Origin of the sequence: Streptomyces cynarae (assembly GCF_025642135.1) — a bacterium.
Lineage (GTDB): Bacteria > Actinomycetota > Actinomycetes > Streptomycetales > Streptomycetaceae > Streptomyces > Streptomyces cynarae.
This window is the reverse complement of the sequence record NZ_CP106793.1, coordinates 3070886-3094938: the sequence shown is the minus strand read 5'-3', so window position 1 is coordinate 3094938 and position 24053 is coordinate 3070886. Positions and strand designations below refer to the sequence as shown.

General features: G+C 72.4%; 17 protein-coding genes and 2 pseudogenes. 9 read left to right on the top strand and 10 right to left on the bottom strand.

Annotated elements, in window-relative coordinates:
• Positions 1 to 6: 6 nt before the first annotated feature.
• From N8I84_RS14430 to N8I84_RS14400, 7 genes are all read right to left on the bottom strand, one after another.
• A complete protein-coding gene (locus N8I84_RS14430; protein WP_263229909.1) occupies positions 7 to 1383 on the bottom strand; it encodes an amino acid permease in 1377 nt (458 codons plus the stop codon).
• A 120-nt stretch (positions 1384 to 1503) separates the two neighbouring features.
• Positions 1504 to 2394 carry a TauD/TfdA dioxygenase family protein gene (locus N8I84_RS14425; RefSeq protein ID WP_263229908.1) on the bottom strand — a complete coding sequence of 297 codons (891 nt, stop codon included), beginning with the start codon at positions 2392 to 2394 and terminating at the stop codon, positions 1504 to 1506.
• 11 nt (positions 2395 to 2405) lie between these two features.
• Positions 2406 to 3749, bottom strand: a complete 1344-nt coding sequence (locus tag N8I84_RS14420; RefSeq protein WP_263229907.1) for an LLM class flavin-dependent oxidoreductase — start codon at positions 3747 to 3749, stop codon at positions 2406 to 2408.
• Positions 3746 to 4480, bottom strand: a complete 735-nt coding sequence (locus N8I84_RS14415; RefSeq protein ID WP_263229906.1) for an ABC transporter ATP-binding protein — start codon at positions 4478 to 4480, stop codon at positions 3746 to 3748. The genes N8I84_RS14420 and N8I84_RS14415 overlap by 4 nt, the downstream gene beginning before the upstream one ends.
• Positions 4456 to 5295, bottom strand: coding sequence for an ABC transporter permease (locus N8I84_RS14410; protein ID WP_390898892.1), 840 nt, complete (start codon positions 5293 to 5295; stop codon positions 4456 to 4458). Before N8I84_RS14410 ends, N8I84_RS14415 begins: the two co-directional genes overlap by 25 nt.
• A 5-nt stretch (positions 5296 to 5300) precedes the next feature.
• Entirely contained in the window at positions 5301 to 6368 is a 1068-nt protein-coding gene (locus tag N8I84_RS14405; RefSeq protein WP_263229904.1) for an ABC transporter substrate-binding protein, read from the bottom strand.
• Positions 6369 to 6618: 250 nt separating this feature from the next.
• On the bottom strand, positions 6619 to 7818 hold the full coding sequence (locus tag N8I84_RS14400; RefSeq protein WP_263229903.1) for an ROK family transcriptional regulator: 1200 nt from the start codon (positions 7816 to 7818) through the stop codon (positions 6619 to 6621).
• Between the two features lie 447 nt (positions 7819 to 8265).
• Here N8I84_RS14400 and N8I84_RS14395 point away from each other — a divergent pair.
• A pseudogene (locus tag N8I84_RS14395) lies at positions 8266 to 8846 on the top strand (biotin transporter BioY).
• On the opposite strand, the gene N8I84_RS14390 reads toward N8I84_RS14395, so the two are convergent.
• Together N8I84_RS14390 and N8I84_RS14385 are read right to left on the bottom strand one after the other, a co-directional pair.
• Positions 8833 to 10170, bottom strand: coding sequence for an FAD-binding oxidoreductase (locus N8I84_RS14390; RefSeq protein ID WP_390898891.1), 1338 nt, complete (start codon positions 10168 to 10170; stop codon positions 8833 to 8835). The pseudogene N8I84_RS14395 and the gene N8I84_RS14390 overlap by 14 nt on opposite strands.
• Positions 10171 to 10231: 61 nt before the next feature.
• Positions 10232 to 11701 carry an amino acid permease gene (locus N8I84_RS14385; RefSeq protein WP_263229901.1) on the bottom strand — a complete coding sequence of 490 codons (1470 nt, stop codon included), beginning with the start codon at positions 11699 to 11701 and terminating at the stop codon, positions 10232 to 10234.
• Positions 11702 to 11969: 268 nt separating this feature from the next.
• On the opposite strand from N8I84_RS14385, the gene N8I84_RS14380 reads away from it, so the two are divergent.
• Together N8I84_RS14380 and N8I84_RS14375 are read left to right on the top strand one after the other, a co-directional pair.
• On the top strand, positions 11970 to 12455 hold the full coding sequence (locus N8I84_RS14380; protein WP_263229900.1) for a ribose-5-phosphate isomerase: 486 nt from the start codon (positions 11970 to 11972) through the stop codon (positions 12453 to 12455).
• A gap of 87 nt (positions 12456 to 12542) precedes the next feature.
• Positions 12543 to 13352, top strand: coding sequence for an Fpg/Nei family DNA glycosylase (locus N8I84_RS14375; protein WP_263229899.1), 810 nt, complete (start codon positions 12543 to 12545; stop codon positions 13350 to 13352).
• 52 nt (positions 13353 to 13404) lie between these two features.
• Here N8I84_RS14375 and N8I84_RS14370 read toward each other — a convergent pair whose 3' ends face one another.
• Complete coding sequence (locus tag N8I84_RS14370) at positions 13405 to 14634, bottom strand: GNAT family N-acetyltransferase (RefSeq protein WP_263229898.1); 1230 nt, start codon at positions 14632 to 14634, stop codon at positions 13405 to 13407.
• Positions 14635 to 14783: 149 nt separating this feature from the next.
• Here N8I84_RS14370 and N8I84_RS14365 point away from each other — a divergent pair, with 149 nt between their 5' ends.
• From N8I84_RS14365 to eccCa, 6 genes and pseudogenes are all read left to right on the top strand, one after another.
• Complete coding sequence (locus tag N8I84_RS14365) at positions 14784 to 15962, top strand: PP2C family protein-serine/threonine phosphatase (protein WP_263229897.1); 1179 nt, start codon at positions 14784 to 14786, stop codon at positions 15960 to 15962.
• Between the two features lie 99 nt (positions 15963 to 16061).
• Entirely contained in the window at positions 16062 to 16514 is a 453-nt protein-coding gene (locus N8I84_RS14360) for an HD domain-containing protein (RefSeq protein WP_263229896.1), read from the top strand.
• A 38-nt stretch (positions 16515 to 16552) separates the two neighbouring features.
• Positions 16553 to 16864: a hypothetical protein gene (locus N8I84_RS14355; RefSeq protein WP_263229895.1), complete on the top strand. Its 312-nt coding sequence runs from the start codon at positions 16553 to 16555 to the stop codon at positions 16862 to 16864.
• A 13-nt stretch (positions 16865 to 16877) separates the two neighbouring features.
• Positions 16878 to 18233: a type VII secretion integral membrane protein EccD gene (gene eccD / locus N8I84_RS14350; RefSeq protein ID WP_263229894.1), complete on the top strand. Its 1356-nt coding sequence runs from the start codon at positions 16878 to 16880 to the stop codon at positions 18231 to 18233.
• An 816-nt stretch (positions 18234 to 19049) separates the two neighbouring features.
• Complete coding sequence (locus N8I84_RS14345) at positions 19050 to 19949, top strand: MinD/ParA family ATP-binding protein (RefSeq protein ID WP_263229893.1); 900 nt, start codon at positions 19050 to 19052, stop codon at positions 19947 to 19949.
• A 22-nt stretch (positions 19950 to 19971) separates the two neighbouring features.
• Positions 19972 to 23948: pseudogene (gene eccCa, locus N8I84_RS14340) on the top strand (type VII secretion protein EccCa).
• Positions 23949 to 24053 lie beyond the last annotated feature (105 nt).

Here is a 24053-nt window from a genome sequence, read left to right as displayed (position 1 = left end):
CCGGCGTCAGCGTTCGGCGCGCGCCCGCTGCCAGGCGTAGCCGACGGCCGCCAGGAACAGGGTCATCCCGCCCGTCGAGTACAGCTGAACACGGGTGTCGGGCTGTCGCGCCATCAGCACGAAGATCGCCGCCATGCCGGCCAGCGCGAGCCACGTCAGCACGGGGAACGCCCACATCCGCACGACCAGCTTGCCGGGCGTCTCCCGCTCCAGGCGACGGCGCAGGCGCAGCTGCGAGACCGCGATGAAGACCCAGACGACCAGGATCACCGCGCCGATCATGTTCAGCAGCCAGGGGAAGACGTCGTCCGGCCGCCAGTAGCTCAGCACCACGCACACGAACCCGAAGACCGAGGACGCCAGCACCGCGATCCGCGGGACGCCGCCGAAGACCCTGCCCAGCGCCTTCGGGCCCTGGCCGCGCTCCACCAGCGAGTACGCGATGCGCGAGGAGCCGTAGATGTTGGCGTTCATCGCGGACAGCAGCGCGACCAGCACCACCACGTTCATCAGCTGCCCGGCGCCCGGAATGCCCAGGTGGTCGAGGGCGGCCACGTACGGGCCCTTCTCGACGACCTCCTTCGCGTTCCACGGGACCAGCGTGACGATGACCGCCATCGAGCCGACGTAGAACACCGCGATGCGCCACATCGCCGTACGCACCGCGCTCGCCACACCCCTGACCGGGTCCTGCGACTCGGCCGCCGCGATGGTGACGGTCTCCAGGCCGCCGTACGCGAACACCGACGCGAGCAGGCCGATGACCAGGCCCTCGCTGCCGTGCGGCAGGAAGTCGGTCAGGTGCGAGGCGCCGGGTGAGTCGGTGCCGGGCAGTACGCCCGCGATCGCCAGCACGCCGAGCACCAGGAACAGGGTGATCGCGCCGACCTTCAGCGCGGCGAACCAGAACTCGAACTCGCCGAAGTTCTTCACGGCGGCCAGGTTGGCCCCGCAGAAGACCACCATGAACAGCGCCACCCACGCCCATTCCGGGGTGCCGGGCAGCCAGCCGGTGACGATCTTCGCGGCGCCGATGCCCTCCAGGCCCACCGCCGTGCACAGCAGCACCCAGAACGACCAGCCCGCGGTGAAGCCCGCCCAGGGGCCGATGGCCCGCTCGGCGTGCGCGGAGAAGGAGCCCGACGACGGATGTGCGGCCGACATCTCGCCGAGCATCCGCATCACCAGCATGACGAGGAGACCGGAGACGGCGTACGCGATCACGATCGACGGCCCGGCGGCGGCGATGCCCGCGCCGGACCCGACGAACAGGCCGGCGCCGATCACCCCGCCGAGGGCGATCATCGACAGATGGCGTTGCTTGAGGCCGTGGGAGAGGGAGACGTCGTCGGTCGGCGGCGTCTCGACGGTGGTGCTGGGCATGGGCGCGGCTCGTCCCGTACGTGAGAGGGGCAAAACGCCCACAGTGTGGGCAGCCTCTCCGGTGGGACGGAGAGGCTGCCCACTATCCGGACGCCGGATGTACGCCGGGTGACCTGCCGATTACGCGGCGACCGGCGTGTAGTGCGAGGCGTCGCCCTCGATCGAGTAGCTCTCCTTGCCCTCGATGCCGACCGGGACGTCACCGGCGACGGTCACCCGGTGCAGCCGGCGCGGCTGCCCGTCGTAGTTGTCGACGGCGTAGTGCTGGGTGATCCGGTTGTCGAAGAGCACCAGCTCGTTCCGGGCCCAGCGGTGGCGCAGGATGTTCTCCGGGCGGGTGACGTACGCCTGGAGCAGCTCCAGGATCTTGCGGGACTCGCCGGCCGACAGGCCCACGATCCGCTGCGCGAAGCCGCCGATGAACAGCCCGCGCTCCCCGGTCAGCGGATGGACGCGGACGACGGGGTGGGCGGTGCGGTACTTGATCGAGGTGAACTGGGCGCGCTGGGCGGCCTTCTCCTCGTCGATCTCCTCCTCCGGCACCGCGTAGTCGTAGTCGTTGGTGTGCTCGGCCCACAGGGTGTCGGCCAGGCGGCGCAGCGGCTCCGGCAGGTCGCGGTAGGCCGCCGCCGCGTTGGCGATCAGGGTCTCGCCGCCGTAGGGCGGGATCGTGATCGAGCGCAGGGTGCTGGCCTGCGGCGGGTTGAGGACGAAGGTGACGTCGGTGTGCCAGTGGTTGGCGCGGCCCCGCTCGCTGTCCACGGGCAGCACGTTCGGGGCGCCCTCGACGGCGCCGACCGTCGGGTGGGCGGTGGTGAGGTCGCCCAGCCGGCGGGCGAAGGCCTGCTGGCCCTCGTCGTCCAGGTCCCCGGCGTCGAAGACGAGTGCCTTGTGGGCGTTCAGGGCCTCGCGGATCGCGGTGACCTGCTCCTGGTCGAGCGGCTTGGTGACGTCGACTCCGGAGACCCGGGCGCCGATGCGTGCGGTGACCTTGGTGATCTCGATGGACATGGCGGGTCCTTTCAGGCGGTGGCGAGTGCGGGGGTCAGATACTGGTTGGCGGGGCGGGGGAGGCCGTAGCGCTCCCGCAGGGTCTGGCGGGGGCCGTACTCCGTGCGCAGCAGGCCGCGGGCGCGCAGGATCGGCACGACGTGCTCGACGAACGCCTCCAGGCCGGAGGGCAGCACCGCGGGCATGATGTTGAAGCCGTCGGCGGCTCCCTGTGTGAACCATGTCTCGATCTGGTCGGCGACCTGCTCGGGCGTCCCCGCGAAGGTCAGGTGCCCGCGCCCGCCGCCGAGCCGCCCGATCAGCTGCCGTACGGTCAGCCGTTCGCGCCTGGCCAGCTCCACGACGAGCGTGTAGCGGCTCTTGGCGCCCTCGATGGCGGACTCGGGCGGCAGATCGGCGGGGAGCAGGGCGTCCAGCTCGAGGGTCCCGGGCTCCAGGTGCAGCAGGCTCTCCAGGCGGCCCACCCCGTGGTCGTACACGATGTGGTCCTCGAGGAGCTGCTCGGCGGCTCCGGCCTCGGCCTCGGTCGAGCCGAGCACGGGGACGATGCCGGGCAGCACCTTGATGTGGTCGGGGTCGCGTCCGGCCCGCTCGGTGCGGGACTTGAGGTCGGCGTAGAAGGCCTGCGCGTCCTCGATGGTCTGCTGGGCGGTGAACACCGCCTCCGCGTACCGTGCCGCGAACCGCTTCCCGTCCTCCGAGGAGCCCGCCTGCACCAGCAGCGGGTAACCCTGCGGGGTGCGCGGCACGTTGAGGGCGCCGGCGACGCTGAAGTACCTACCCTTGTGCCGGGGCGGGTGGATCTTGCTGTCGTCGCCCCAGACTCCGGTCGCCTCGTCGGCGACGATGGCGTCGTCCTCCCAGCTGTCCCAGAGCTTGAGGGCCACGTCGAGGAACTCGGCGGCGCGCGCGTAGCGCTCGGCGTGTGCGGGCTCGGCGTCCAGGCCGAAGTTGCGCGCGGCCTCGGCGCCCGCGGTGGTGACGATGTTCCAGCCCGCCCGGCCCCCGCTGATGATGTCCAGCGAGGCGAACTTGCGGGCCAGGTTGTACGGGGAGTTGTAGGACGTGGAGGCGGTGGCGATCAGGCCGATGTGCTCGGTGGCCGTCGCCAGCGCGGTCAGCAGGGTGAGCGGTTCCAGGGCACCGGCCGGCCGCTGGGCGAGGTTGTTCCACAGCTGGGGGCCGTCGGCGAGGAAGAGGGAGTCGAAGGTGCCGCGCTCGGCGGTCCGCGCCAGGTCGACGTAGTGCGCGAGGGCGACGTGCGCGTAGGGGTCGCTCTCCGGGAGCCGCCACGAGGCCTCGTGGTGACCGGTGTTCATCAGGAACGCGTTGAGGTGGAGCCTTCTCTGTGTCACTGATGGTCCTCCGTGACGCCCAGGGCGGCCAGCAGCCGCTCGCGGTATTCGCCCAGGACCGGCTCGCGGTAGGAGCGCGGATGCGGGCGGTCGATGGTCAGGTCGAGGCCGATACGGCCCTGGTCCAGGACGAGGACGCGGTCGGCGAGCACGATCGCCTCGTCCACGTCGTGGGTCACGAGCAGCACGGAGGGCCGATGGCGCTTCCACAGCTCGCGCAGCAGGTTGTGCATCCTGATCCGGGTGAGTGCGTCCAGTGCCCCGAACGGCTCGTCGGCCAGCAGGAGCTCGGGCTCGCGGACCAGGGAGCGGGCCAGCGCGGCCCGCTGGGCCTCACCGCCGGACAGCTCACCCGGCCAGGCCCGCTCGCGGCCCTTCAGGCCCACCTCCGCGAGGGCGGCCCGGCCGCGCTCCTCGGCCTCCTTGCCGTTCAGGCCCAGCAGGACGTTGTCCAGAACGCGGCGCCAGGGCAGCAGCCGGGAGTCCTGGAAGACCACCGAGACCCGCTCGGGTGCGGTGAGCCGCCCTCTGCCGACGACCCCGTGGTCGAGTCCGGCGACGGCCCGCAGCAGGGTGGACTTGCCCGAGCCGCTGTGCCCGAGCAGGGCGGTGAACTGTCCGGCGGGCAGGTCGAGGTCGATGCCGTCGAGGACCGTACGGCCGTCGAACGACCGGGTCAGGCTCCGCAGTCGGACGGCGGGCCGGGTCAGCTGCTCAGTGTGCGTCGCCACGACAGCACCCTCCGTTCGATGAGACGGACCACGCTGTCGGAGACCAGGCCGAAGACGCCGTAGATCAGCAGGCCGACCAGGATGACGTCGGTCTGGCCGTAGTTCTGCGCCTGGAACATCATGTAGCCGAGGCCGCTGGTTGCGTTGATCTGCTCCAGGACCACCAGGCCCAGCCAGGAGCCGGTCACGCCGAGCCGGAGTCCCACGAAGAATCCGGGGAGCGCGCCGGGGATCACCACCTGCCGGACGAAGGTGAACCTCGACAGGCCCTGCACTTCGGCGAGTTCGACGTACCGGCTGTCGATGCCGGACAACGCGGAGTGCGTGTTCAGGTAGATGGGGATGTAGACGACGATCGCGATGGTGGCGATCTTGAAGGTCTCGCCGATGCCCAGCCAGAGGATGAACAGCGGGATAAGACCGAGGGTCGGGATCGCCCGGTTGAGCTGCACGGTCCCGTCGATCAGCGCTTCCCCCACCCGGCTGAGCCCCGAGGCGAGCGCCAGCAGCACGCCCGCGGTCAGGCCGATCGCGAAGCCGTACGCGGCCCGCTTCAGCGAGGTCAGCACATCCGTGGACAGCGTGCCGTCCGTCCACAGGTGGCCGGCCGTCCTCAGCACCGTCCAGGGCGCCGGGACGGCACCCTGGTCGAGCGCTCCCGCGGCCGAGGCGGCGGACCACAGGGCGAGGACCACCAGCGGGCCGATGAGCCGGGCGGCGGGCAGGTGACGCCCGGGGGAGAGCCGGCGGCGCCGACGGACCTGGGGGAGTTCCTCGACGGCCGTCGCCGCCACGGCTGCCGTCGTCGCGGTCACGGCGCTCACCTCCGGTACTCCGCCGGTACGGCCGTGGCGGCGATGGACTCGAAGCGGTGGTCGAAGAGCGAGGAGACGTCGAACTTCTTCACGAAGCCGCCCTCGGCGAGCAGATCGGCGGTCTCCTGCTCCCACTTGATCGCCTCGTCCCAGCCGGCCGGGAACAGCGGCTTGTTGGCGAGCGCGGTGATGGACTTGGCCTGCTCGAGGGTCAGGTTCTGCGTCTTGACGTAGAACTCCTCGTCCCAGACGTCCGGGTGCTCGTACGTCCACACCTGGGCCTGGGCCCACTGGGGGATGTACGCGGCGATCGCGGCGGCCTTGGCCGGGTCGTTGAGCACGGACTGCGGCGCCCACAGCAGGTTCAGCAGGTCGACCACGTCGGTGGTGACGGTGTGGGCGCCCTTGGACCCGTACTGCTTCAGATAGGCGGGTGCCTGGTTGTTGCCGAGCGGGGCCACGTCCACCTGCCCGGACTGCAGGGCGGTGAGGAACTGGTTGCTGGTCAGCGGGACCAACTTCACGTCGGAGTACTTCAGGCCCGCCTTCTTCAGCGCCCGCAGCAGTACGACGCCCTGCGCCTGGCCCTGGGAGAAGGCCAGCCTCTTGCCCTTGAAGTCCTCGACGGTGCGGATGTCGCTGCCGGGTTTGGTGGCGAAGAGGTAGTTGGGCTTGCGGGTGATGTCGATCGCCACGATCTTCGCGGCGAAGCCCTGGTAGTGCGCCTGGATGGGCGGGATGCCCGCGTTGTTGGCGAGGTCCAGCGACTTGGCGCGGAACGCGTTGATCACGTCGGGGCCGGCCCCGATGTTCACCCAGCTCGACACCGTGAACGGCAGCTCGGGCAGCCTCGCCAGCTTGAACTGCAACTGCTGCTGGTTCTGGTACGAGGCGATCTTCAGGCTGGTGCCGGCCGGGACCTTGTCGGCGAGCGGCTCGGTGGCGGCGCCCTCGGTGTCGGCGGCGGCACTGCCGCCCGCGCAGCCGCTGAGCCCGGCCACGGCGGCGGACGCCCCGAGCAGGGAGGTGAGAAACAGGCGGCGGTCGAGACCGGAAACAGATGGAGAAGGCATGGGAGGACTCCCTGGATGCACGGAGCGGGACAGAGCACAAAAGCAGGAGGAATTCCGGGCGGGCCGCATGCCGGAAGTGGGGAATCCCGGACGGGAAGGGTGCCGGAAGAAGTGAACTCACGCAGACGGAAACACGCGCTTCATGCGCGGCAATGTGTCAGCAACAGAGGGTGCGACAGCTCGTGAGCGGGTTCATGAGCAGGATGTTCCCGGCCATGGACGACCCCTGTCAACATTCCGAGTTTCTGAATTAAATAGCCTCAGGTGACGCGCCCAGTGGGTCCCGGAACAGCACGTCGAGAACCACGGAGCCGCCCGCGACCGCAAGCACGGAATCCGGGAAACTGGTCGGCACGACGGCCGCCGCCCGGCGTATTCCGGCCGCTTCCCGCAGTGCGTGCAAGCAGTCCTCGAAGTGCATGACACCCACCTCGGTCACCACGACCGTCTCCGGGTTCAGGACGTCCAGCAGCAGCCCGGCCGCCCACCCGGTCGTCCGGGCCCGTTCCCTCAGCAGCCGCCGCGCCACCGCGTCCCCGGCCGCCGCCGCGGTCACCACGTGCATCGGGTTCACCCCGTCGATCACCCCGGCTGCCCGGGCCCGTCGGCACAACGTCCGCTCGCTCAGCTCCACTTGGAGGCAGCCGATACGGCCGCACGCGCACGGCTCGGTGCCGCCCGGCACCGGAAGGTGGGCGATCGACCCCGCCTGGGAGCGGGGCCCGTGGTGCACCTCGTCATTGGTGGCGAAGGCCGCGTCGACCACGTTGCCCACGAACAGGTGCAGCACGCTGCGGCTGCCCCGGGCCCGCCCGAACAGCCGCTCCCCGTTGACCAACGCGCGCGCGTGCCCGTCCACATGGACCGGCAGCCCGGTACGGGCCTCGAGCAGCTCCCGCACCGGCACCTCGCGCCAGCCCAGCAGCTCGTGCTCGACCACGGTGCCCGTCTCCCGGTCCACCCAGCCGCCGACCGCGACCCCGACCCCCAGCGGCCCGCGGCCGGGCGCCTCACCGAGAAGTCCCGCGAGTCCCTCCGCGGCCCGGGCCAGCACCCAGCCGGGGTCCGTCCGCTCGTGCTTCACCTCCCGTTGCGCCACGACGCGGCCGCGCAGATCGAGCAGCGCGACCGTGGTGTACGGCACGGCCACATGCACCCCGCAGACCAGGAACCGCCCGGTGTCGAGATCGACGGGCACATGCGGCCGGCCCACCCCGTTCGAGCGGCGCGGGGCCGCCTCCTCACGGATCAGCCCGAGCCCGGTCAGCCGGGCACAGTGCTCGGTCACGGACGCGGGCGACAGCCCGGTCAGCCGGGCGACGGTGCTGCGCGCCACCGGTCCGTGCTCCAGCACGGACCGCAGCACGACGCTGGCGCTGGTACGCCGCCGGTCGCTGTCGGCGGCACGGGGAACGGGGGAGACAAGAGTGGATGCCGCGGTACGGGGCATGGAGAACCGTCCTCGGGAACGGGGCCGACACGTCTCGGAAGGCTCGAGGCGCGCCGGAGCCCGCCCCTACACCGGGCGGCGACAGGTGGCCGTGCCCTGGCGTCGCAGGTCGACATAGCGACGCGACGTGAAGTTCCGGGCCTGGGCAACCATGTGCTCGAAGCTAGCAAAACGGCCCACCGCTGCCCAGACGGCGACCGACGGGCGAGACGAGCCCCTCGGGGCTTTGGCGGGACCCTACAGTTCCCGGTCGTTACCGGAGCGTGAGGGGAACGTCTTCATCTCAGTGACCGGTCTCACGCCTGACCATGTGTAAGGACCACCCTTTGTGCGAAGTGCATGAACGCGCCGTTCCACCCTTTGTCGATCGCCGATGGTGATCCGCTCGAGGGCGCTGGGATAGCGTCACGCTGTCCCGACGTGTCCACACCACCCCGCGGAGTCCCCATGAGCACCGCCACCACCCTCGCCCGCCCCGGCACGGTCCTCGCCGACCTGCTGCCGACGTCCCGCGTCCGCGACGCGGCCCTCGTCCTCGGCGGCGCCGTGCTCACCGGCCTCGCGGCCCAGCTGTCGGTCCCGGTGCCCGGGTCCCCGGTGCCGGTGACCGGCCAGACCTTCGCCGCGCTGCTCGTCGGCACCGCGCTCGGGGCCCGCCGCGGCTTCCTCTCCTCGCCCTGTACGCGCTCGCCGGTGTGGCCGGCGTGCCGTGGTTCGCGGGCGGCGCCTCCGGCGCGGGGGCCGTCTCCTTCGGCTACGTGATCGGCATGCTGCTCGCCTCGGCGGCCGTGGGCGCCCTGGCCCGCCGCGGCGCCGACCGCTCCCCGCTGCGCATGGCGGGCACGATGATCCTCGGCGAGGCGATCATCTACGCGGTCGGCGTCCCCTACCTGGCGCTGGCGGCCCACCTCTCCTTCTCCCAGGCGGTCGCGGCCGGCCTCACCCCGTTCCTGATCGGTGACGCCCTCAAGGCCGCCCTGGCGATGGGCGCGCTGCCCACCGCCTGGAAGTTCGTCAGCAAGCGCTGACGCCGTAGTTCCTGCGGAAGAGGTTCGCCGGGTCGTAAGTCTCCTTCAGCCCGGCGAGCCTCTTCCGCGTCTCCGGGTCGTACAGTCCGGCACCCCGGTCCCCGGACCCGAAGGCGAAGTTCAGCGAGCGGCCCAGTCGATCGTCCGCCAGCAGGGCGAACGCCGGGTCCAGTACGGCCCGCGCCCGCTCACGGTCCCCCACGGTCAACAGCCGCACCAGGAACCGCCCCTCGCGGTACGGCACCGCGTTCGGCGCGGGCCGGGCCAGCGCCCCGCCCAGGTGGTTGACCTGCACCACACACATCTGGCCCGCCTCGGGCCCGGTCCGCTTCAGCAGTTCCCCGGCCCGTTCGACGTCCAGCTCCCGCAGCACCGCGCTGTCGCCGTAGTAGGCGTGCGGGAAGTCCGGGTCGCTGTGGATGGTGTGGCTCTCGGCGTACGGCATCTCGCGCAGCGAGTCCGACAGCACCGGCCCGATCTCCCGCAGCGGGGCCGTGAGCCGTTCGCCGTCGGCGCCCGTGTGGGCGATCCTGATCGAGACGAGGTACCGGCCGCGCAGGTGGGGCGGCAGCGCGGGCAGGTCCGGGTACGGTACGGCGGCGAAGGAAGAGGTCAGCGAGTCCGGCACGGTCCGCGTCCACGCCTCGTACGCGCGCAGCACGGCCGCGGGGTCCACCTCGCGCCCGTCGAAGGCGAGCGAGCCGCCGTACAGCGTCCGCACCGGAACCAGGCCGATCTCCAGCTCGGTCACGATGCCGAAGTTCTGCCCCGCGCCCAGCAACGCCCAGTACAGGTCGGGGTCGGACTCCGGGGTGACACGGCGGAGTTCGCCGTCGGCGGTGACGACCTCCAGCCACCGCACATGGTCTGCCGCGTACCCGAACTCCCGCGCGAGGATGCCGAGTCCGCCGCCCAGGGTGTACGACACCGCGCCCACGCCCGGTGCCGAGCCGTTGAGCGGTGCCAGCCCGTACGGCTCGGCCGCCGCGACCACCTGCCCCCAGCGCACCCCCGCCTGCACGCGGACCGTACGCGCCTCGGGATCGACGGCGAGCCCGTCCAGCCGCCGGGTCGTGATGAGCAGCCCGCCCTCGTAGCCCCCGGGCAGCCCGTGTCCGGTGGCCTGCACGCCCACCGGCAGCTCTTCGGCGGCCGCGTACCGTACGGCGGCCACCACGTCCGCGGTCGACCGGACGGCTGCGATCACCGAGGGCCGTTGGGTGAACCCGGTCTGGAACCCGGCGAGTTCGTCGTCGTAGCCGGCGTCGCCGGGGCGGAGCAGGGTCAGGTCTGCGGGGTTGTCCGTGTAGGTCATGCCACGCATGATGGCCGCATAACCTGACAGGTTCCGTCAAGTTATGCGGCCATGTTCCGAGGGGCGCGGATCAGCCGACGGATACCTTGTCGGCCGGTGCCTCGGTGGGGGCGGCCGTGCGGTTGCCCGCGATCCGCTCCTTCACCACGGCGATCACCAGCACCACGGCGGCGACGAGCAGCGACAGCAGCACCGTCTCACGTCCGTCGTGCTCGGTGTCGGTCAGCATGTAGCCGAGGACGAACACGATCAGCGCGGCCGTCGCCCAGGTCAGGTACGGGTACAGCCACATCTTGACGAGCAGCTTCTCCGGCGCCTCGCGCTGGATGATCTTCCGCATCCGCAGCTGCGAGAAGCAGATGACCAGCCACACGAACAGGGCCACCGCGCCACTGGAGTTGACCAGGAAGAGGAAGACCGAGTCCGGGAACTTGTAGTTGAAGAAGACGGCGACGAAGCCGAAGACGACGGACGCGACGATCGCGGCCATCGGCACACCCCGGGACGTGGTCCGCGCGAACGCCTTGGGAGCGTCACCCCGCTGGCCCAGCGAGAAGGCCATGCGGGAGGCCGTGTAGAGCCCGGAGTTCAGACAGGACAGCACCGACGTCAGCACGATGACGTTCATGATCTGGCCGGCGTGCGCGATGCCGAGGGAGTCCAGGGCGGCGACGTAGGAGCCCTTGTCCTTGATCGACGGGTCGTTCCACGGCAGCAGCGAGACGACCACGAAGATCGAGCCCAGGTAGAAGACGGCGATTCGCCAGATGATGCTGTTCGTGGACTTGGTGACCGCCCGCTGCGGGTCCTCCGACTCGCCGGCCGCCAGCGTGGCGATCTCGCTGCCCATGAAGGAGAACACGACCAGCAGCACACCGGTGAGGATGGCGCCGGGTCCGTGGGGCAGGAAGCCGCCCTGACCGGTCAGGTTGCCCAGGCTCGCCTTGTCGCTGTGGACGCCCGGCAGCACCCCGAAGACGGCGAGGGCGCCGACGACGATGAACGCGCCGATCGCCACGACCTTGATCCCGGCGAACCAGAACTCGAACTCACCGTAGGAGCCGACGGAGACCAGGTTGGTCGCGGTCAGCACGATCATGACGATGAGCGCCCAGCCCCACTGCGGCACGGCCGGGACCCATCCGGAGAGGATCTTGGCGCCCGCGGTGGCCTCCACGGCCAGCACGACCACCCAGAAGAACCAGTACAGCCAGCCGATCGAGAAACCGGCCCAGCGGCCGAGCGCCCGGTCCGCGTGCGCGGAGAAGGAGCCCGAGGTGGGGTTCGCGGCGGACATCTCGCCCAGCATCCGCATCACCAGCACCACGAGCGTGCCGACGAGAGCGTACGAGAGCAGGATGCCGGGGCCGGCGGTGGCGATGCCGGAGCTGGATCCGACGAACAGGCCGGCGCCGATGACGCCACCGATGGCGATCATCGACAGATGACGGTTCTTGAGTCCTGCCTGAAGGCCGCCGCCGGGTTCTCCGGGGCGGCCGGATGCGTTTCCGGCCTGGGTGGGGGTCGGCTGCGAAGTCATAAAGGGTGATTCCTTTGCGCCGGGTGTACGGGAAACAAGAGGGGACACACGTACGGACGGACACCTTCTGCCCCGCACGAGCGGAAGTACGGGGGCTCGTACGAGCGGTGTACGAGCCGGTCCAGTGAATCTGAGGCGAACAATTTCGGGAACCTTTGAATCCGGATTGTTACTTGAGGTTTTCTTGAGGTTCTATGGTGCAGCTCACACGTTTTCCTGGCTGTCACCCCGCGAGGCCGAGCCGCGACGGACGTGACACACTCGGACCATGCGCGTGTACCTCGGCTCCGACCATGCCGGTTTCGAACTGAAGAACCACCTCGTCGAGTGGCTCAAGGCCGCCGGGCACGAGCCCGTCGACTGCGGGCCCCACATCTACGACGCCCAGGACGACTACCCGCCGTTCTGCCTCCGCGCCGCGGAGCGCACCGCCGCGGACCCCGACGCCCTCGGCATCGTCATCGGCGGCTCCGGCAACGGGGAGCAGATCGCCGCGAACAAGGTGAAGGGCGTGCGTGCGGCCCTCGCCTGGAGCGAGGAGACGGCCTCACTGGGCCGGCAGCACAACAACGCGAACGTCGTCGCCGTGGGCGCCCGGATGCACACGGTGGAAGAGGCGACGAAGTTCGTCGAGACGTTCCTGAACACGCCGTTCTCGGGCGACGAGCGGCATGCGCGGCGCATCGACATGCTGTCCTCGTACGAGACCACGGGCACGCTGCCGCCGATCCCCCCGCACCACCCGCAGGGCTGAGAACCGGCAGGTCAGATGCAGGGCGGAGCCAGGGGGCGGTGGTGCCCCCCCGGCGCGCTCCGCTGTTGTGGAAGGTTGAGGGAAGCCGTGCCAGAGGGGCACACCATCCACCGGCTGGCCCGGGACTACGCGGCGCGGTTCGCCGGCGGCGCGGTCGCCGTCACCAGCCCCCAGGGCAAGTTCGCCGACGCCGCCGCCCTCCTCGACGGGGCCGAGCTGCACACAGCCGACGCCCACGGCAAGCACCTCTTCCTCGGCTTCCGCGGCGCCGACTGGGTGCACATCCACCTAGGCCTGTTCGGCAAGGTCGCCTTCGGCGACGCCCCCGCGCCCCCGCCCACCGACACGGTCCGCCTGCGTCTGGCGAACCCCACCGCGTACGTCGACCTGCGCGGCCCCACCACCTGCGCGCTGGTCACCGGCGAGGAGAAGACCGCGGTCCACGGCCGCCTCGGCCCCGACCCGCTGCGCGTCGACGCCGACCCGGAGGCCGCCCACCGGCGGGTCCGCCGCAGCCGGACGAGCATCGCCGCCCTGCTCATGGACCAGAAGGTCATCGCGGGGGTCGGCAACGTCTACCGCGCCGAGGTCCTCTTCCGGCACGGCATAGACCCCTACCGGCCCGGCAAGGACATCACGCCCGCCGAGTGGGACGCGATCTGGGCCGACCTCGTCGCCCTGATGCGCGAGGGCGTCCGCACCAACCGCATCGACACCGTGCGGCCCGAACACACCCCCGAGGCCATGGGCCGCCCGCCGCGCGTCGACGACCACGGCGGCGAGGTGTACGTGTACCGCAGGGCCGGCCTGCCCTGCCACCTCTGTGGCGGCGAGATCCGCACCGCCTCGCTCGCCGCCCGCAACCTGTTCTGGTGCCCCGGCTGCCAGAGGTCATAGGCGCCCTCGTAGGGCTCACACAGCCTCTCGCACCCCGCGGCCTGGAACCGGCCTAGAACCCGTGCGACAGCCACGGCGCCACCACCGAGCCGAACGCCAGGGACGCCTCGGCCAGCGCCCCCTGCCGCAGCTCCCGTACCCGGCCGGCCGCGGCCAGGGACGTGAGCGACACCCCGCCCAGATAGGCGGCCCCCAACTCCCGTACCGACAGGGCGAGATCGGCCGCGTCCGCCGTACGCGCACACGAGGCTCCCTTCGCGTCGCCGGTCAGCCGCCAACGCCCTTCGTTCCAGGCACAGAAGGCGTCCTCGACCTCGAACACCACGTCCACGGGCGCCTGGTACGTCCGTGCCTCCAGGGCCGCACCGACATCGACGAGACGCAGATGGAGGGCATCCCTCAGCCGGGGCCGGCACCGCCGGACGTCGGACACCAGGTGCTGCCAGGCGTCGTCGACCGGCCGCGCGCGTACGACCAGCGTCGTCGTCAGGTCGATGCCGAACAGGAAGCGCCACAGCGCCGCATCCGTCGCCGGGTCGAGCGCGGCCCGGTTCACCAGGGTCACCGTCCCGTCGTGCCCGGCGGCCCCCCAGCCGAGCTTGGTGCGGAAGCGGGCGTACCCCGTGATCTCGCCCCCGCGCTCGGCGACCACGCACTGCAACGCGGACGCGCCGTCCCGCTCGCTCGCCGGGTCCAGCAGCCCCGCCCACTCCCAGCCCGGCCGCCGCTCCAGCATGCCGGGACGGCCGGGCACCAGCCGTGCGTACACCGCCTCACAGGCGTCGAGCACGTCGGCGGGGGCCGCGTACCGCAGTCGTACGTCATCCGTGCCGGCCGGAACGGACAGCTCGACGCGGCTCGTGTCGATCTCGGCGCCCAGCTGGAACGTCGCCGCGCCGTACCCGAACCGGCCGTAGATCGCGGGCTCTGAGGCGGTCAGCACCGCCAGCGGCTCCCCCCAGGAGCGGACGTCGTCCAGCTGCCGGCGCATCATCGAGGTCAGCACCCCGCGCCGGCGGTGCGTGGCCGCCACACTCACCATGGTGACGCCCGCCGCGGGGACGGAGGCGCCGCCGGGGACGGTGAGACGGAAGCTGAAGGCGCCCGCAGTGCCCACACATGTGGTTCCGTCCCACACGCCCAGGGATCGATCGAATTCGGTGAGTTCGCGATCCAACGCGCGTTCTTCGGGTGCTTGGTCCGCGCCGCCGAAGGCCCGGACCAGGTTGTCGTACCACGTGTCCCACTCGTCCTGCCGCAGCACCCGCACGTCCGTCGTCATGTGCCATGCCTATCAGGGCAATGCGGGGCGAGCGAGGGAATTTCCCCCGCGTTACGGGGCGCCGCTTCCTGTGAAGTTCAGCGCTCGGACGGGGGACAAGTGGGACCTCCCGTGCCAAGGGGCTGGTCCGATGGATAGGGTCCCGGACAATGGCAGCAGGACGAGAGCGGCGCGCGGAAGCCGAGACGTTCACGGCCCGGTTGAGGAAGCAGTGGCACCGGGCCCGCACCGGCGTGCGCCGATCCGCCGTGGACTACTTCCGCGGGGACGGTTCGGACTGGGTCGCGCTGGCCGGCCTGCTGCTGACGATCCCGCTGATCGCGGCGGTCACCCTGGCCGACCCCGTCTGGTGCTCACCGGCCGTCCTGGTCCTCCCCATCGTCGCCGGCGGCCTGCTGCTGCGCCCCTCCAGCCTGCTCGGCCTGTACGCCGCGGCCGCGACCGCGCTGATCGTCGAGTCCGTCAGACTCGGCCCCTACACCGAGGGGCCGTCCCGGGTCACTCCGGGCACCGTGCTCGTGGTCGCGGCCTGCGGCCTCTTCGGCCTGCTGATCGCGCAGTTCCGCAGCCGGGTCGGGGTGCCGTGGCGGCGCGGCGGGACCATGCTCTTCGACCTGCGGGAACGCATCCGGGTCCAGAGCAAGCTGCCGAAGCTGCCGCTGGGCTGGCACCGTGAGATGGCGCTCAGACCGGCAGGCGGGCAGTCCTTCTCCGGCGACTTCGTGGTGGCGGCCCGCACCAACGGCGGCCGCACACTGGAGGTCGTCCTCACCGACGTCTCCGGCAAGGGCATGGACGCCGGTTCGCGGGCACTGCTGCTGTCCGGGGCGTTCGGCGGACTGCTGGGATCGCTCCCACCGCACGCGTTCCTGCCCGCAGCGAACGGCTACCTCCTCCGTCAGGACTGGGACGAGGGGTTCGCGACCTCCATCCACCTGGTCCTGGACCTGGAGTCCGGCGACTACGAGCTCTACTCCGCCGGACACCCGCCGGGCCTGCAGCTCAGCGCGGGCACCGGCCGCTGGGAGGAGAAGGCGGCCGAGGGACCGCTCCTCGGCGTCTACGACGGCGCCCAGTTCGACTCCGTGAAGGGGACGTTGCGCCCCGGCGACGTGCTGATGCTGTTCACGGACGGCCTGGTGGAGACGTCCGACCGCGACATCGTGGAAGGCATGGACCGCCTCATGGGCGAGGCCGACCGCTATGTCACGGGCGGCTTCCGCGGCGCGGCCTGGCACCTCATCGAGGCGGTCGCGAAGGACGTGAACGACGACCGGGCGCTGCTCCTGATCTGCCGGGAGGCGGCGACGGCGCAGGCGGTGCGCTGAGGAGGCGCGTCCGAGGGCGCGCCCGCGGTGGCCGGCGCGGGTGTACTCCCTGCTCGGTCATGCCATATGTTGCGGAAGAAGAGTCAGGGGGAGGCTGTCATGTCGCTCATGACACCGGCCGAGGTCGAGGCCGTCGCCCGCGCCGCGCACTCCGCGCAGAAGGACAAGGCCGGACGGCCCTACGCCGAGCACCTCGCGGCCGTCGCCGAGGGTGTGCGCGCCCGCGGCGGGGGAGACGAACTCGTCGCCGCCGCCTGGCTGCACGACTCCGTGGAGGACGGCGTCCTCAGCGAGGAGTGGCTCGACACCGCCCCCTTGTCCCCCACGACGAAGGCCGTCGTACGGGCCGTCACCAAGCGGCCCGGGGAGGACCCGCAGGCGTACGCGCGGCGCATCCTCGCCACCCCCGGGGCCCGTCTGGTGAAGGCCGCCGACCTCGCCCACAACGCGGATCCGCAGCGGCTCGCCGCCCTCGACGCCCCCACCGCGGAGCGGCTCACCCGCAAGTACGCCACCATGCGGCAGTACCTCGGCCTCACCGCCGATGACTGACGGTCCGCCGGCAACGACGAGTACACAGGACGAACTCCATGGCACGGGACTACGACAGTCAGCTGCTGGAGTCGGTGGCGGTGCGCCGCCGGCGGATACGGGACGCGCTGCTGTTCGGCGCCCAGCGCGGCCGGCGCACGACGGACGAGCGGCTCGGCAAGATGTTCGCCGGCATCGCCATCGCCGCCGTTCTGTGCGCCGGATGCGTCGGCTGGTCCTTCCTCCAGGCAACACTGGCCAAGCAGAAGGCCGAACAGAAGAGACAGGAGCAGCGGCAACAGCAGTCGTACCACTCGGCGCCCGCGCGAAAGTCCCCTGTGGAAGGCCCGATTCGAACGTCGTCGCGATGATAGGTTCCCGTAAGTGGTGAGCACAGCAACGACTTCCCGGGGCCGGCTGAGCCGGGTCACCCTGGCCGGCGAGCGACGGCGAGCCGACATCGTCCTGCCGTCGGACGCCCCGATCGGCCAACTGCTCCCCGACATCCTGCGGTTGCTCGACGACCGGGCCGCCTCCCGCCCCATGACCCGGCAACTGATCGCCTCCGACGGCTCGGTGCTGCCGCACGACGCCACCCTCGCCTCCGCGGAGGTCCCCGACGGTGCCGTGCTCCAGCTCGTACGGGCGCACGCGGCGCCCCCCGCGCCGGTCGTGCACGACGTCACCGACCAGGTCGCCGACGACCTCGATCTGCGCGCCTGGCGCTGGCGCCCCGCCGCCCGCCGGATCAGCGCCGGCACGGCGACCGTCGCCTTCACCGTGATCACCGCCCTGCTCGCCCGCCGTGAGGTCGCCCTGGCGTCCCTCACCACCGGGCTCGTGGCCGCCTGCGTGCTCCTCCTCGTCGCCGGGGCGGCCGTGGCGAAGATCGGGGACGGCAACCGCGGCCTGGCCACCGCCCTGTTGATCGCCTCCGGCGGCCTCGGCCTGCTCGCCGCCTGGACCGCCGCCGACGCCTACGGCTGGCCGGCCGCCGCCCGGCTCGCCGGGGTCGTCGCCGCGCTGGTCCTCATGCTGGTGCTGCTGGCGTTCTTCTCGCCGCTCGGCCGTGGCGGACTCGTCGGCGCGGGAGCGGCGGTCGTCCTCGCCGTCGTCTGGGAGGCGGTCGCCGCCGTCCAGGACCGGCCCGACCGCCTCGGCGCCGTCATGGCCGTGCTGTCCGTGCTGCTGCTCGGCCTGCTGCCCCGTTTCGCGCTCACGGCCTCCGGGCTCACCGGGCTCGACGACAAGCGCGCCGGCGGGGTCTCGGTCAGCCGGCACCAGGTCGGCAACGCCCTGGCCGCCACCCATCGCGGGCTCGCCCTCGCCACCATCGCCACCGCGGCCTCGGCCGCCGCCGGAGGCTGGCTGCTGACCACCGCGCACCGGCCGACCGTCTGGACCGTGACCCTGGCATCGCTGGTCGCCGTCGTCCTGCTGTCCAGGGCCCGGGCCTTCCCGCTGGTCGCCGAGGTGGTCGCGCTGTTCGTCGCCGCCGCGCTGCTCGTCGTACGCCTGGTGGTGCTGTGGATGGACCACGTGGGGGGCGCGGGGCCGCTCGTCGTGCTGTGCGCGGCCGCTGTGCTGCCGCTGCTCGTCCTCGCCGTGGAGCCGCCGGAGCACGTGCGGGTACGGCTGCGGCGCATCGCCGATCTGATCGAGTCCATCGGCGTCATCGGACTGTTCCCGCTCGCCGTCGGCGTCTTCGGGATCTACGGGCAGCTGCTCGACACGTTCTGACACACGGCGGCCGCTCCGGGCGGGGCGGTGAGGAGAGAAGGGCGACATGCCGAACGGCGACAACTGGCAGAGCGACGTGCTGCGCGACCTGAGGGGCACCCCGGCCTCCGGGCGGCCGGGGCCCCGGCCGCACACGCCGCAGCCGACCCCCGCCCCCGCCACCGGTCCGCAGCCGACCTCCGCCACCGGTCCGCAGCCCCAGCCGCCCCCGCCCCCGCCGCCGGCCCGCAGCCCCAGCCGCCCCCGCCCCCGCCACCGGTCCGCAGCCGGCCTCCGCCGCCGGTCCGCAGCCGGCCTCCGCCGCCGGTCCGCAGCCCCAGTCGGCCCCTGCCCCCGCCACCGGTCCGCAGCCGGCCTCCGCCGCCGGTCCGCAGCCCCAGTCGGCCCCTGCCCCCGCCACCGGTCCGCAGCCGGCCTCCGCCGCCGGTCCGCAGCCCCAGTCGGCCCCTGCCCCCGCCACCGGTCCGCAGCCGGCCTCCGCCGCCGGTCCGCAGCCCCAGTCGGCCCCTGCCCCCGCCACCGGTCCGCAGCCGGCCTCCGCCGCCGGTCCGCAGCCCCAGCCGACCCCCGCCCCCGCCACCGGTCCGCAGCCCCAGCCGCCCCCGCCCCCGCCGCTGATGCCGTCCCGCCGGGCGTACCCGCGCAGGGGCAGCCGTACGGCCACCCCCAGCAGCCTTCACAGCCGTACGGTCACCCCGGACAGCCCCCGCAGGCATACACCCCCCAGCAGTCCCCGCAGGCGTACGTACCCCCTCAGCCTCCGCAGCCTCCCGCCACCCCCGGCCCGCGCCCCCGCACCCCGACTCCCGCCCGGTCGTGGACGAGCAGCTCGCCGCCGCCGGCCGTGGGCCCCGCCACGGGGAACCCGTCACCACCCGCGCCCTGCGCGCCCTGCGCCGCACCGTTTCCTCCTCCGCCGCCCGCGAGGTCGCCGAGTCCACCGCGACCGCCGAAGCGCTCCAGCAGGCCGTGACCACCGGTCGGCAGATCGCCGTCACCTCCATCCGCGGCGGCGCCGGGAAGACGACCGTCGCCGCGCTGCTCGGCATGACGTACGCCCATTACCGGCACGACCCGACTCTCATCGTGGAGGCCGACCCGGCGCTCGGATCGCTGCCGTTGCGGCTCGGCGCTCAGAGCCTGCGCTGGAGCACCACCGACGTCGCGGGCATCGTCGAGCCGCAGATGTCGCTGCTCGACGTCACCGGCTACCTGGTGCAGCTCCCGGACAACGCCTGGCTGCTGCCCGGCAGTCAGGGCCAGATCGGCGCGATGCTCGACGTCACGGCGTACGAACGGGTCATGGTGTCGCTGCGCCGCTACTTCGGCGTCACCGTCGTCGACTGCGAGACCCTGCCCGCCGAGGTCGCCCGGGCCGCGCTGTCCGCCGCCCAGGCCCGCGTGGTGACCGTGCCCGCGACCCTGGAGGGAATCCAGACCACCTACGCGGTCCTCGAGTGGATACGCGGGCTGCCGAGGCATGTCATCGACGGGACCGTCGTCGCGCTGACCGAGCTGGTCCCGCACACGGGGCTGGACGTGGAGAAGGCCGCCGAGCGGCTGAAAATGACCGGCGCGCGCGTCCAGGTCCTGCCCTACGACCGGCACCTCGCGGCCGGCGGCTCGATCCGCACCGAACTCCTCGCGAGCGCCACCCGGCAGGCGGCCGTTCGCCTGGCCGCCGACGTCTTGCGGCTCTCCCAGAAGCGCCGCTGAAGCAGGGGGAGGAACGCGGCCCATGACCACCCGACTGATCCACCGCCCGGCCCGCACCACCCGGCCCCCGGCGGCCCCCGAGCCGCGCACCATCGAGGCGCCGCCCAACCTGCCGGAGGGCAAGGCCGGTTCGGTCGCGACCTCGCTGCTGCCCGTGGCCGGTGTGATGTCGTCCGTCGTGATGATGACCGTCGTGCGCAACAGCCAGTTCGCCGGGCTCGGCGCGATCATCCTGGTCGTCACCGTCGCCGGTTCGCTGGCCCTGCTGTTCTCCCAGCGCGGCAAGGCCCAGCGCACCCGCCGTGCGCAGCGCGAGGCGTACCTCGCCTACCTGGAGGACCTGCGCGAGGAGCTGTCGAAGGAGGAACGGGAGCGGCGCGAGACGGCGCAGGTGCTCAATCCGCCGCCGGACGCCCTGTACGACATCGTCCGCGACCCGGCCCGGCTGTGGGAGCGGCGCCGCCTCGACGGGGACTTCCTGCGGGTGCGCGTCGGCACCGGAGAGATGCCGGTCCGGGACCTGAAGGTGGCCCAGCAGGGGTCGTCCGTGCTGACCCCGCCCGACGAGTTCATGCTGAACGAGGCCTCCGCGCTGATGTCCCGTTTCGGCACCGGCACCGCACTCCCGCTCACCGTCCCGCTGGACCGCGTCGGCGACATCAGCGTCATCGGCCCCCGCGAGGACACTCTGCGGGTCGCCCGCGCCCTGATGGTCCAGGCCGCCGCCACCCACGCCCCCGACGACGTGGCGATGGCGCTCGCCGTGCCCGGCGACCGGCTGCAGGACTGGGAGTGGGCCAAGTGGCTGCCGCACCTGCTGGACCCCGAGCAGTCCGACGGCCCGGTCGCCGCCCGCCGTATCGCGCCCTCGCTGCCCCAGCTGGCCCGCCGGATCGGCCCCGAGCTGCGCCGCCGCGCGTCCTTCGCGGCCGAGGTGCGCCGGGGCTGTCCGGCAGGGAGGCCCTCGCCATGACCTCGCGGCTGCTCGTCGTCACGGACGGGCACGGCGAGGACGCCGTCGACCTGCCGCGCCCCGACGACGCGGTCGGCCTGCGCGACATGGCGGTCACCGTGCTGCACCTGCTCGACGAGCGGGTGCGGGAACCGGGCCACGTCGGCGTGCGGATCACCGTGGACGGGACCCGGGTCGTCGTCGAGGACCTGCGCGAGGCCGAGCCGGTCGGCGCGCACGGCACGGTCGACGAGGTGAGCGTCCCCTTCGCGGAGGGCCTCGCCCGCATGCTCGCCCCGCTGCGCCTGTCCACCGAGTCGATGGTCGACGCGCCGCTGACCGGCCCCGTCGACTTCGCCGGGCTGCTGGGCATCGAGGACGTGGCCCGCCTGGACCTGGACCGGCTCTGGGCGCCGCGCGGCGAACGCGCGTTCCTGCGCGTCCCCATCGGCGTCAACGACCGCCGCGAGCCGGTGCTGCTCGACCTGAAGGAGTCCTCCGAGCTGGGCATGGGCCCGCACGGCCTGTGCGTCGGCGCCACCGGTTCCGGCAAGTCGGAGCTGCTGCGCACCCTGGTGCTCGCGCTGTCCGCCACCCACCCGCCGGAGGACCTCGCGCTGGTCCTCGTCGACTACAAGGGCGGCGCCACCTTCGCGCCCTTCGCGGACCTGCCGCACGTGGCCGGCGTGATCACCAACCTGGAGAACCAGGCTGGCCTGGTCGAGCGCGTCCACGCCTCCCTCGCGGGCGAGGTCAAGCGCCGCCAGCAGGTCCTCAAGGACGCCGGCAACGTCGCCGACATCGGCCACTACGCCGCCCTGCGCGCCGAGAAGCGGCCCGACCTGGAGCCGCTGCCGCACCTATTTGTCGTCATCGACGAGTTCGGTGAACTGCTCACCGCCAAGCCGGACTTCATCGACCTGTTCCTGTCCATCGGCCGCATCGGCCGCTCCATCGGCGTGCACCTGCTGCTGTCCAGCCAGCGCATCGAGGCCGGCAAGCTCAAGGGCCTGGAGACCTACCTGTCCTACCGGCTCGGCCTGCGCACCTTCTCCGCCGACGAGTCCCGTACGGTCCTGGACACCACGGACGCCTTCCACCTGCCCCCGCTGCCCGGCTTCGGCTACCTCAAGGTCGACACCAGCCACTACGAACGGTTCAAGGCGAGCTACGTCTCCGGCGCCTACCGCGGCCCCGTCCGGCGCGACGAGGAGGACACCGGGCCGCTGGCGCTCACGTACGAGGCGTACAACACCCTCGGCCAGGAGGGAGGTTCGGCCGCCCAGGAGCCGCAGATGCGGCGGCGCGAGACCGGCCCCACCGAGTTGGGCGTCATGGTCCGGCAGATCGAGCACGCCGGCACCCGCCCCGTACGCCGGATCTGGCTGCCCCCGCTGCCCGACGCCATCGCCCTGGACAAGGTCGCCGGGCCGGTCGAGGTCGGAGCGCGCGGCATGCAGCTGGCCAGGCGGCGGGGCCCGCTCCAGGCACCGATGGGCGTCCTCGACGACCCGACCAGGCAGTGGCAGGGCCAGTGGTACCTGGACCTGACGGTCGCGGGCGGGCACGCGGCCGTCATCGGCGGCCCGCAGTCCGGCAAGACGACCCTCCTGCGCACCCTCGCCCTCTCCCTGGCGCTCACCCACACCCCGCAGGAGGTCGGCATCTACGGCCTCGACCTGGTCGGCGGCGGCCTCCAGGCCCTGGCCGGGCTCCCGCACGTCGGCGGGGTCGCCGGCCGCGCCGACCGCGAGCGCGCCGCCCGCACCATCGACTCCGTGCGCGGCATGCTCGACCGGCGCGAGGAACTGTTCCGCCGCCACACCATCGACTCGATCGAACAGCTGCGTGACCTGCGCGCGGCCGGCCGCCTGCCGGAACTGGCCTCCACCGAGATCGTGCTGCTCATCGACGGCTTCGGCGCCCTGCGCGACGACTTCGAGGAACTGGACGACGCGGTCGTCGACATCCTCAAGCGCGGCGGCGGCTACGGCATCCACGTCGTCGCGGGCATGCTGCGCTGGAACGACGTGCGCATCGCGACCCAGTCCCAGTTCGGCACCCGCGTCGAGCTGCGCCTGAACGACCCGGGCGAGTCCAGCATCGACCGCAAGCTCGCCGAGACCCTCTCCCCGCAGGAGAAGGGCCGCGTCCTCACCGACGGCAGGCTCTTCGCCCAGGCCGCCCTCCCGCGCACGGACGGCCTCGCCGACGCCGCCGACCTCGGCGCCGTCCTGGAGCGCACGGCCCGTACGGTCCGCGCCACCTGGACCGGCGACGTGGCCCAGCCCGTCCGCGTCCTGCCGCACCTCCTCGAACCCCGGCAGCTCCCGGGCCCGGTGGCCGAACCGCGCCGGGTGCCCATCGGCCTGGACCAGACCCACCTGGCACCCGTCCTGCTCGACCTGTTCGAACACGACCAGCACCTGCTGATCCTGGGCGACAGCGAGTGCGGCAAGACCAACCTGCTGAAGGTCATCGCGAACGGCCTCATCGAGCGCTACGGCGAGAGCGAGTTGGTCTTCGGCATCATGGACCCGCGCCGCGGGCTGCGCGGCGCGATCCCCGAGGAGTACCGCGGCGGCTACGCCTACAACTCCAAGCTGGCCGGCGCGCTGTCCGCAGGCATCGCCGCGGAACTGGAGAAGCGGCTGCCCGACGAGAGCGCGAACGGCGAGGACCTGGAACCGGGCAGCTGGGGCTCGGGCCCGCGGATCGTGATCCTCGTCGACGACTACGACGTCCTGACCACGGCCGGCCGGCAGCCGCTCGCCCCCTTCGAGCCGTACATCCCCTCCGCCGTCGACATCGGCCTCCACTTCGTCGTCACCCGCCGCGTCGCGGGCGCCTCACGCGGCCTGTACGAGCCGCTGATCCAGGGTCTGCGCGAGTCCGGCGCCTCGGCACTGGTGATGGCGGGCGACCGGAGCGAGGGCCAGCTCTTCCCCGGCGTGTACGCGACGCAGCAGCCGTCCGGGCGGGGGGTGCTGGTGCGCAGGGGCGAGCCGAACCGGCTGATCCAGACGGTGCACGCCGGGGGCGGGTGAACCGGGGGCCGTCGAACCGAGGACGGTGAACCAGGGCACCCCATGAGGCGTCCGGAACAGCGGAGCCGCACGAACCGAACCGACCACGACACCGACCGCGACGTC

Coding starts and splice junctions, on each gene's coding strand:
- N8I84_RS14430 (WP_263229909.1), bottom strand. CDS start 1,383: ATGCCCAGCACCACCGTCGAGACGCCGCCGACCGACGACGTCTCCCTC.
- N8I84_RS14425 (WP_263229908.1), bottom strand. CDS start 2,394: ATGTCCATCGAGATCACCAAGGTCACCGCACGCATCGGCGCCCGGGTC.
- N8I84_RS14405 (WP_263229904.1), bottom strand. CDS start 6,368: ATGCCTTCTCCATCTGTTTCCGGTCTCGACCGCCGCCTGTTTCTCACC.
- N8I84_RS14400 (WP_263229903.1), bottom strand. CDS start 7,818: ATGCCCCGTACCGCGGCATCCACTCTTGTCTCCCCCGTTCCCCGTGCC.
- N8I84_RS14390 (WP_390898891.1), bottom strand. CDS start 10,170: ATGCGTGGCATGACCTACACGGACAACCCCGCAGACCTGACCCTGCTC.
- N8I84_RS14385 (WP_263229901.1), bottom strand. CDS start 11,701: ATGACTTCGCAGCCGACCCCCACCCAGGCCGGAAACGCATCCGGCCGC.
- N8I84_RS14380 (WP_263229900.1), top strand. CDS start 11,970: ATGCGCGTGTACCTCGGCTCCGACCATGCCGGTTTCGAACTGAAGAAC.
- N8I84_RS14370 (WP_263229898.1), bottom strand. CDS start 14,634: ATGACGACGGACGTGCGGGTGCTGCGGCAGGACGAGTGGGACACGTGG.
- N8I84_RS14365 (WP_263229897.1), top strand. CDS start 14,784: ATGGCAGCAGGACGAGAGCGGCGCGCGGAAGCCGAGACGTTCACGGCC.
- N8I84_RS14360 (WP_263229896.1), top strand. CDS start 16,062: ATGTCGCTCATGACACCGGCCGAGGTCGAGGCCGTCGCCCGCGCCGCG.
- N8I84_RS14355 (WP_263229895.1), top strand. CDS start 16,553: ATGGCACGGGACTACGACAGTCAGCTGCTGGAGTCGGTGGCGGTGCGC.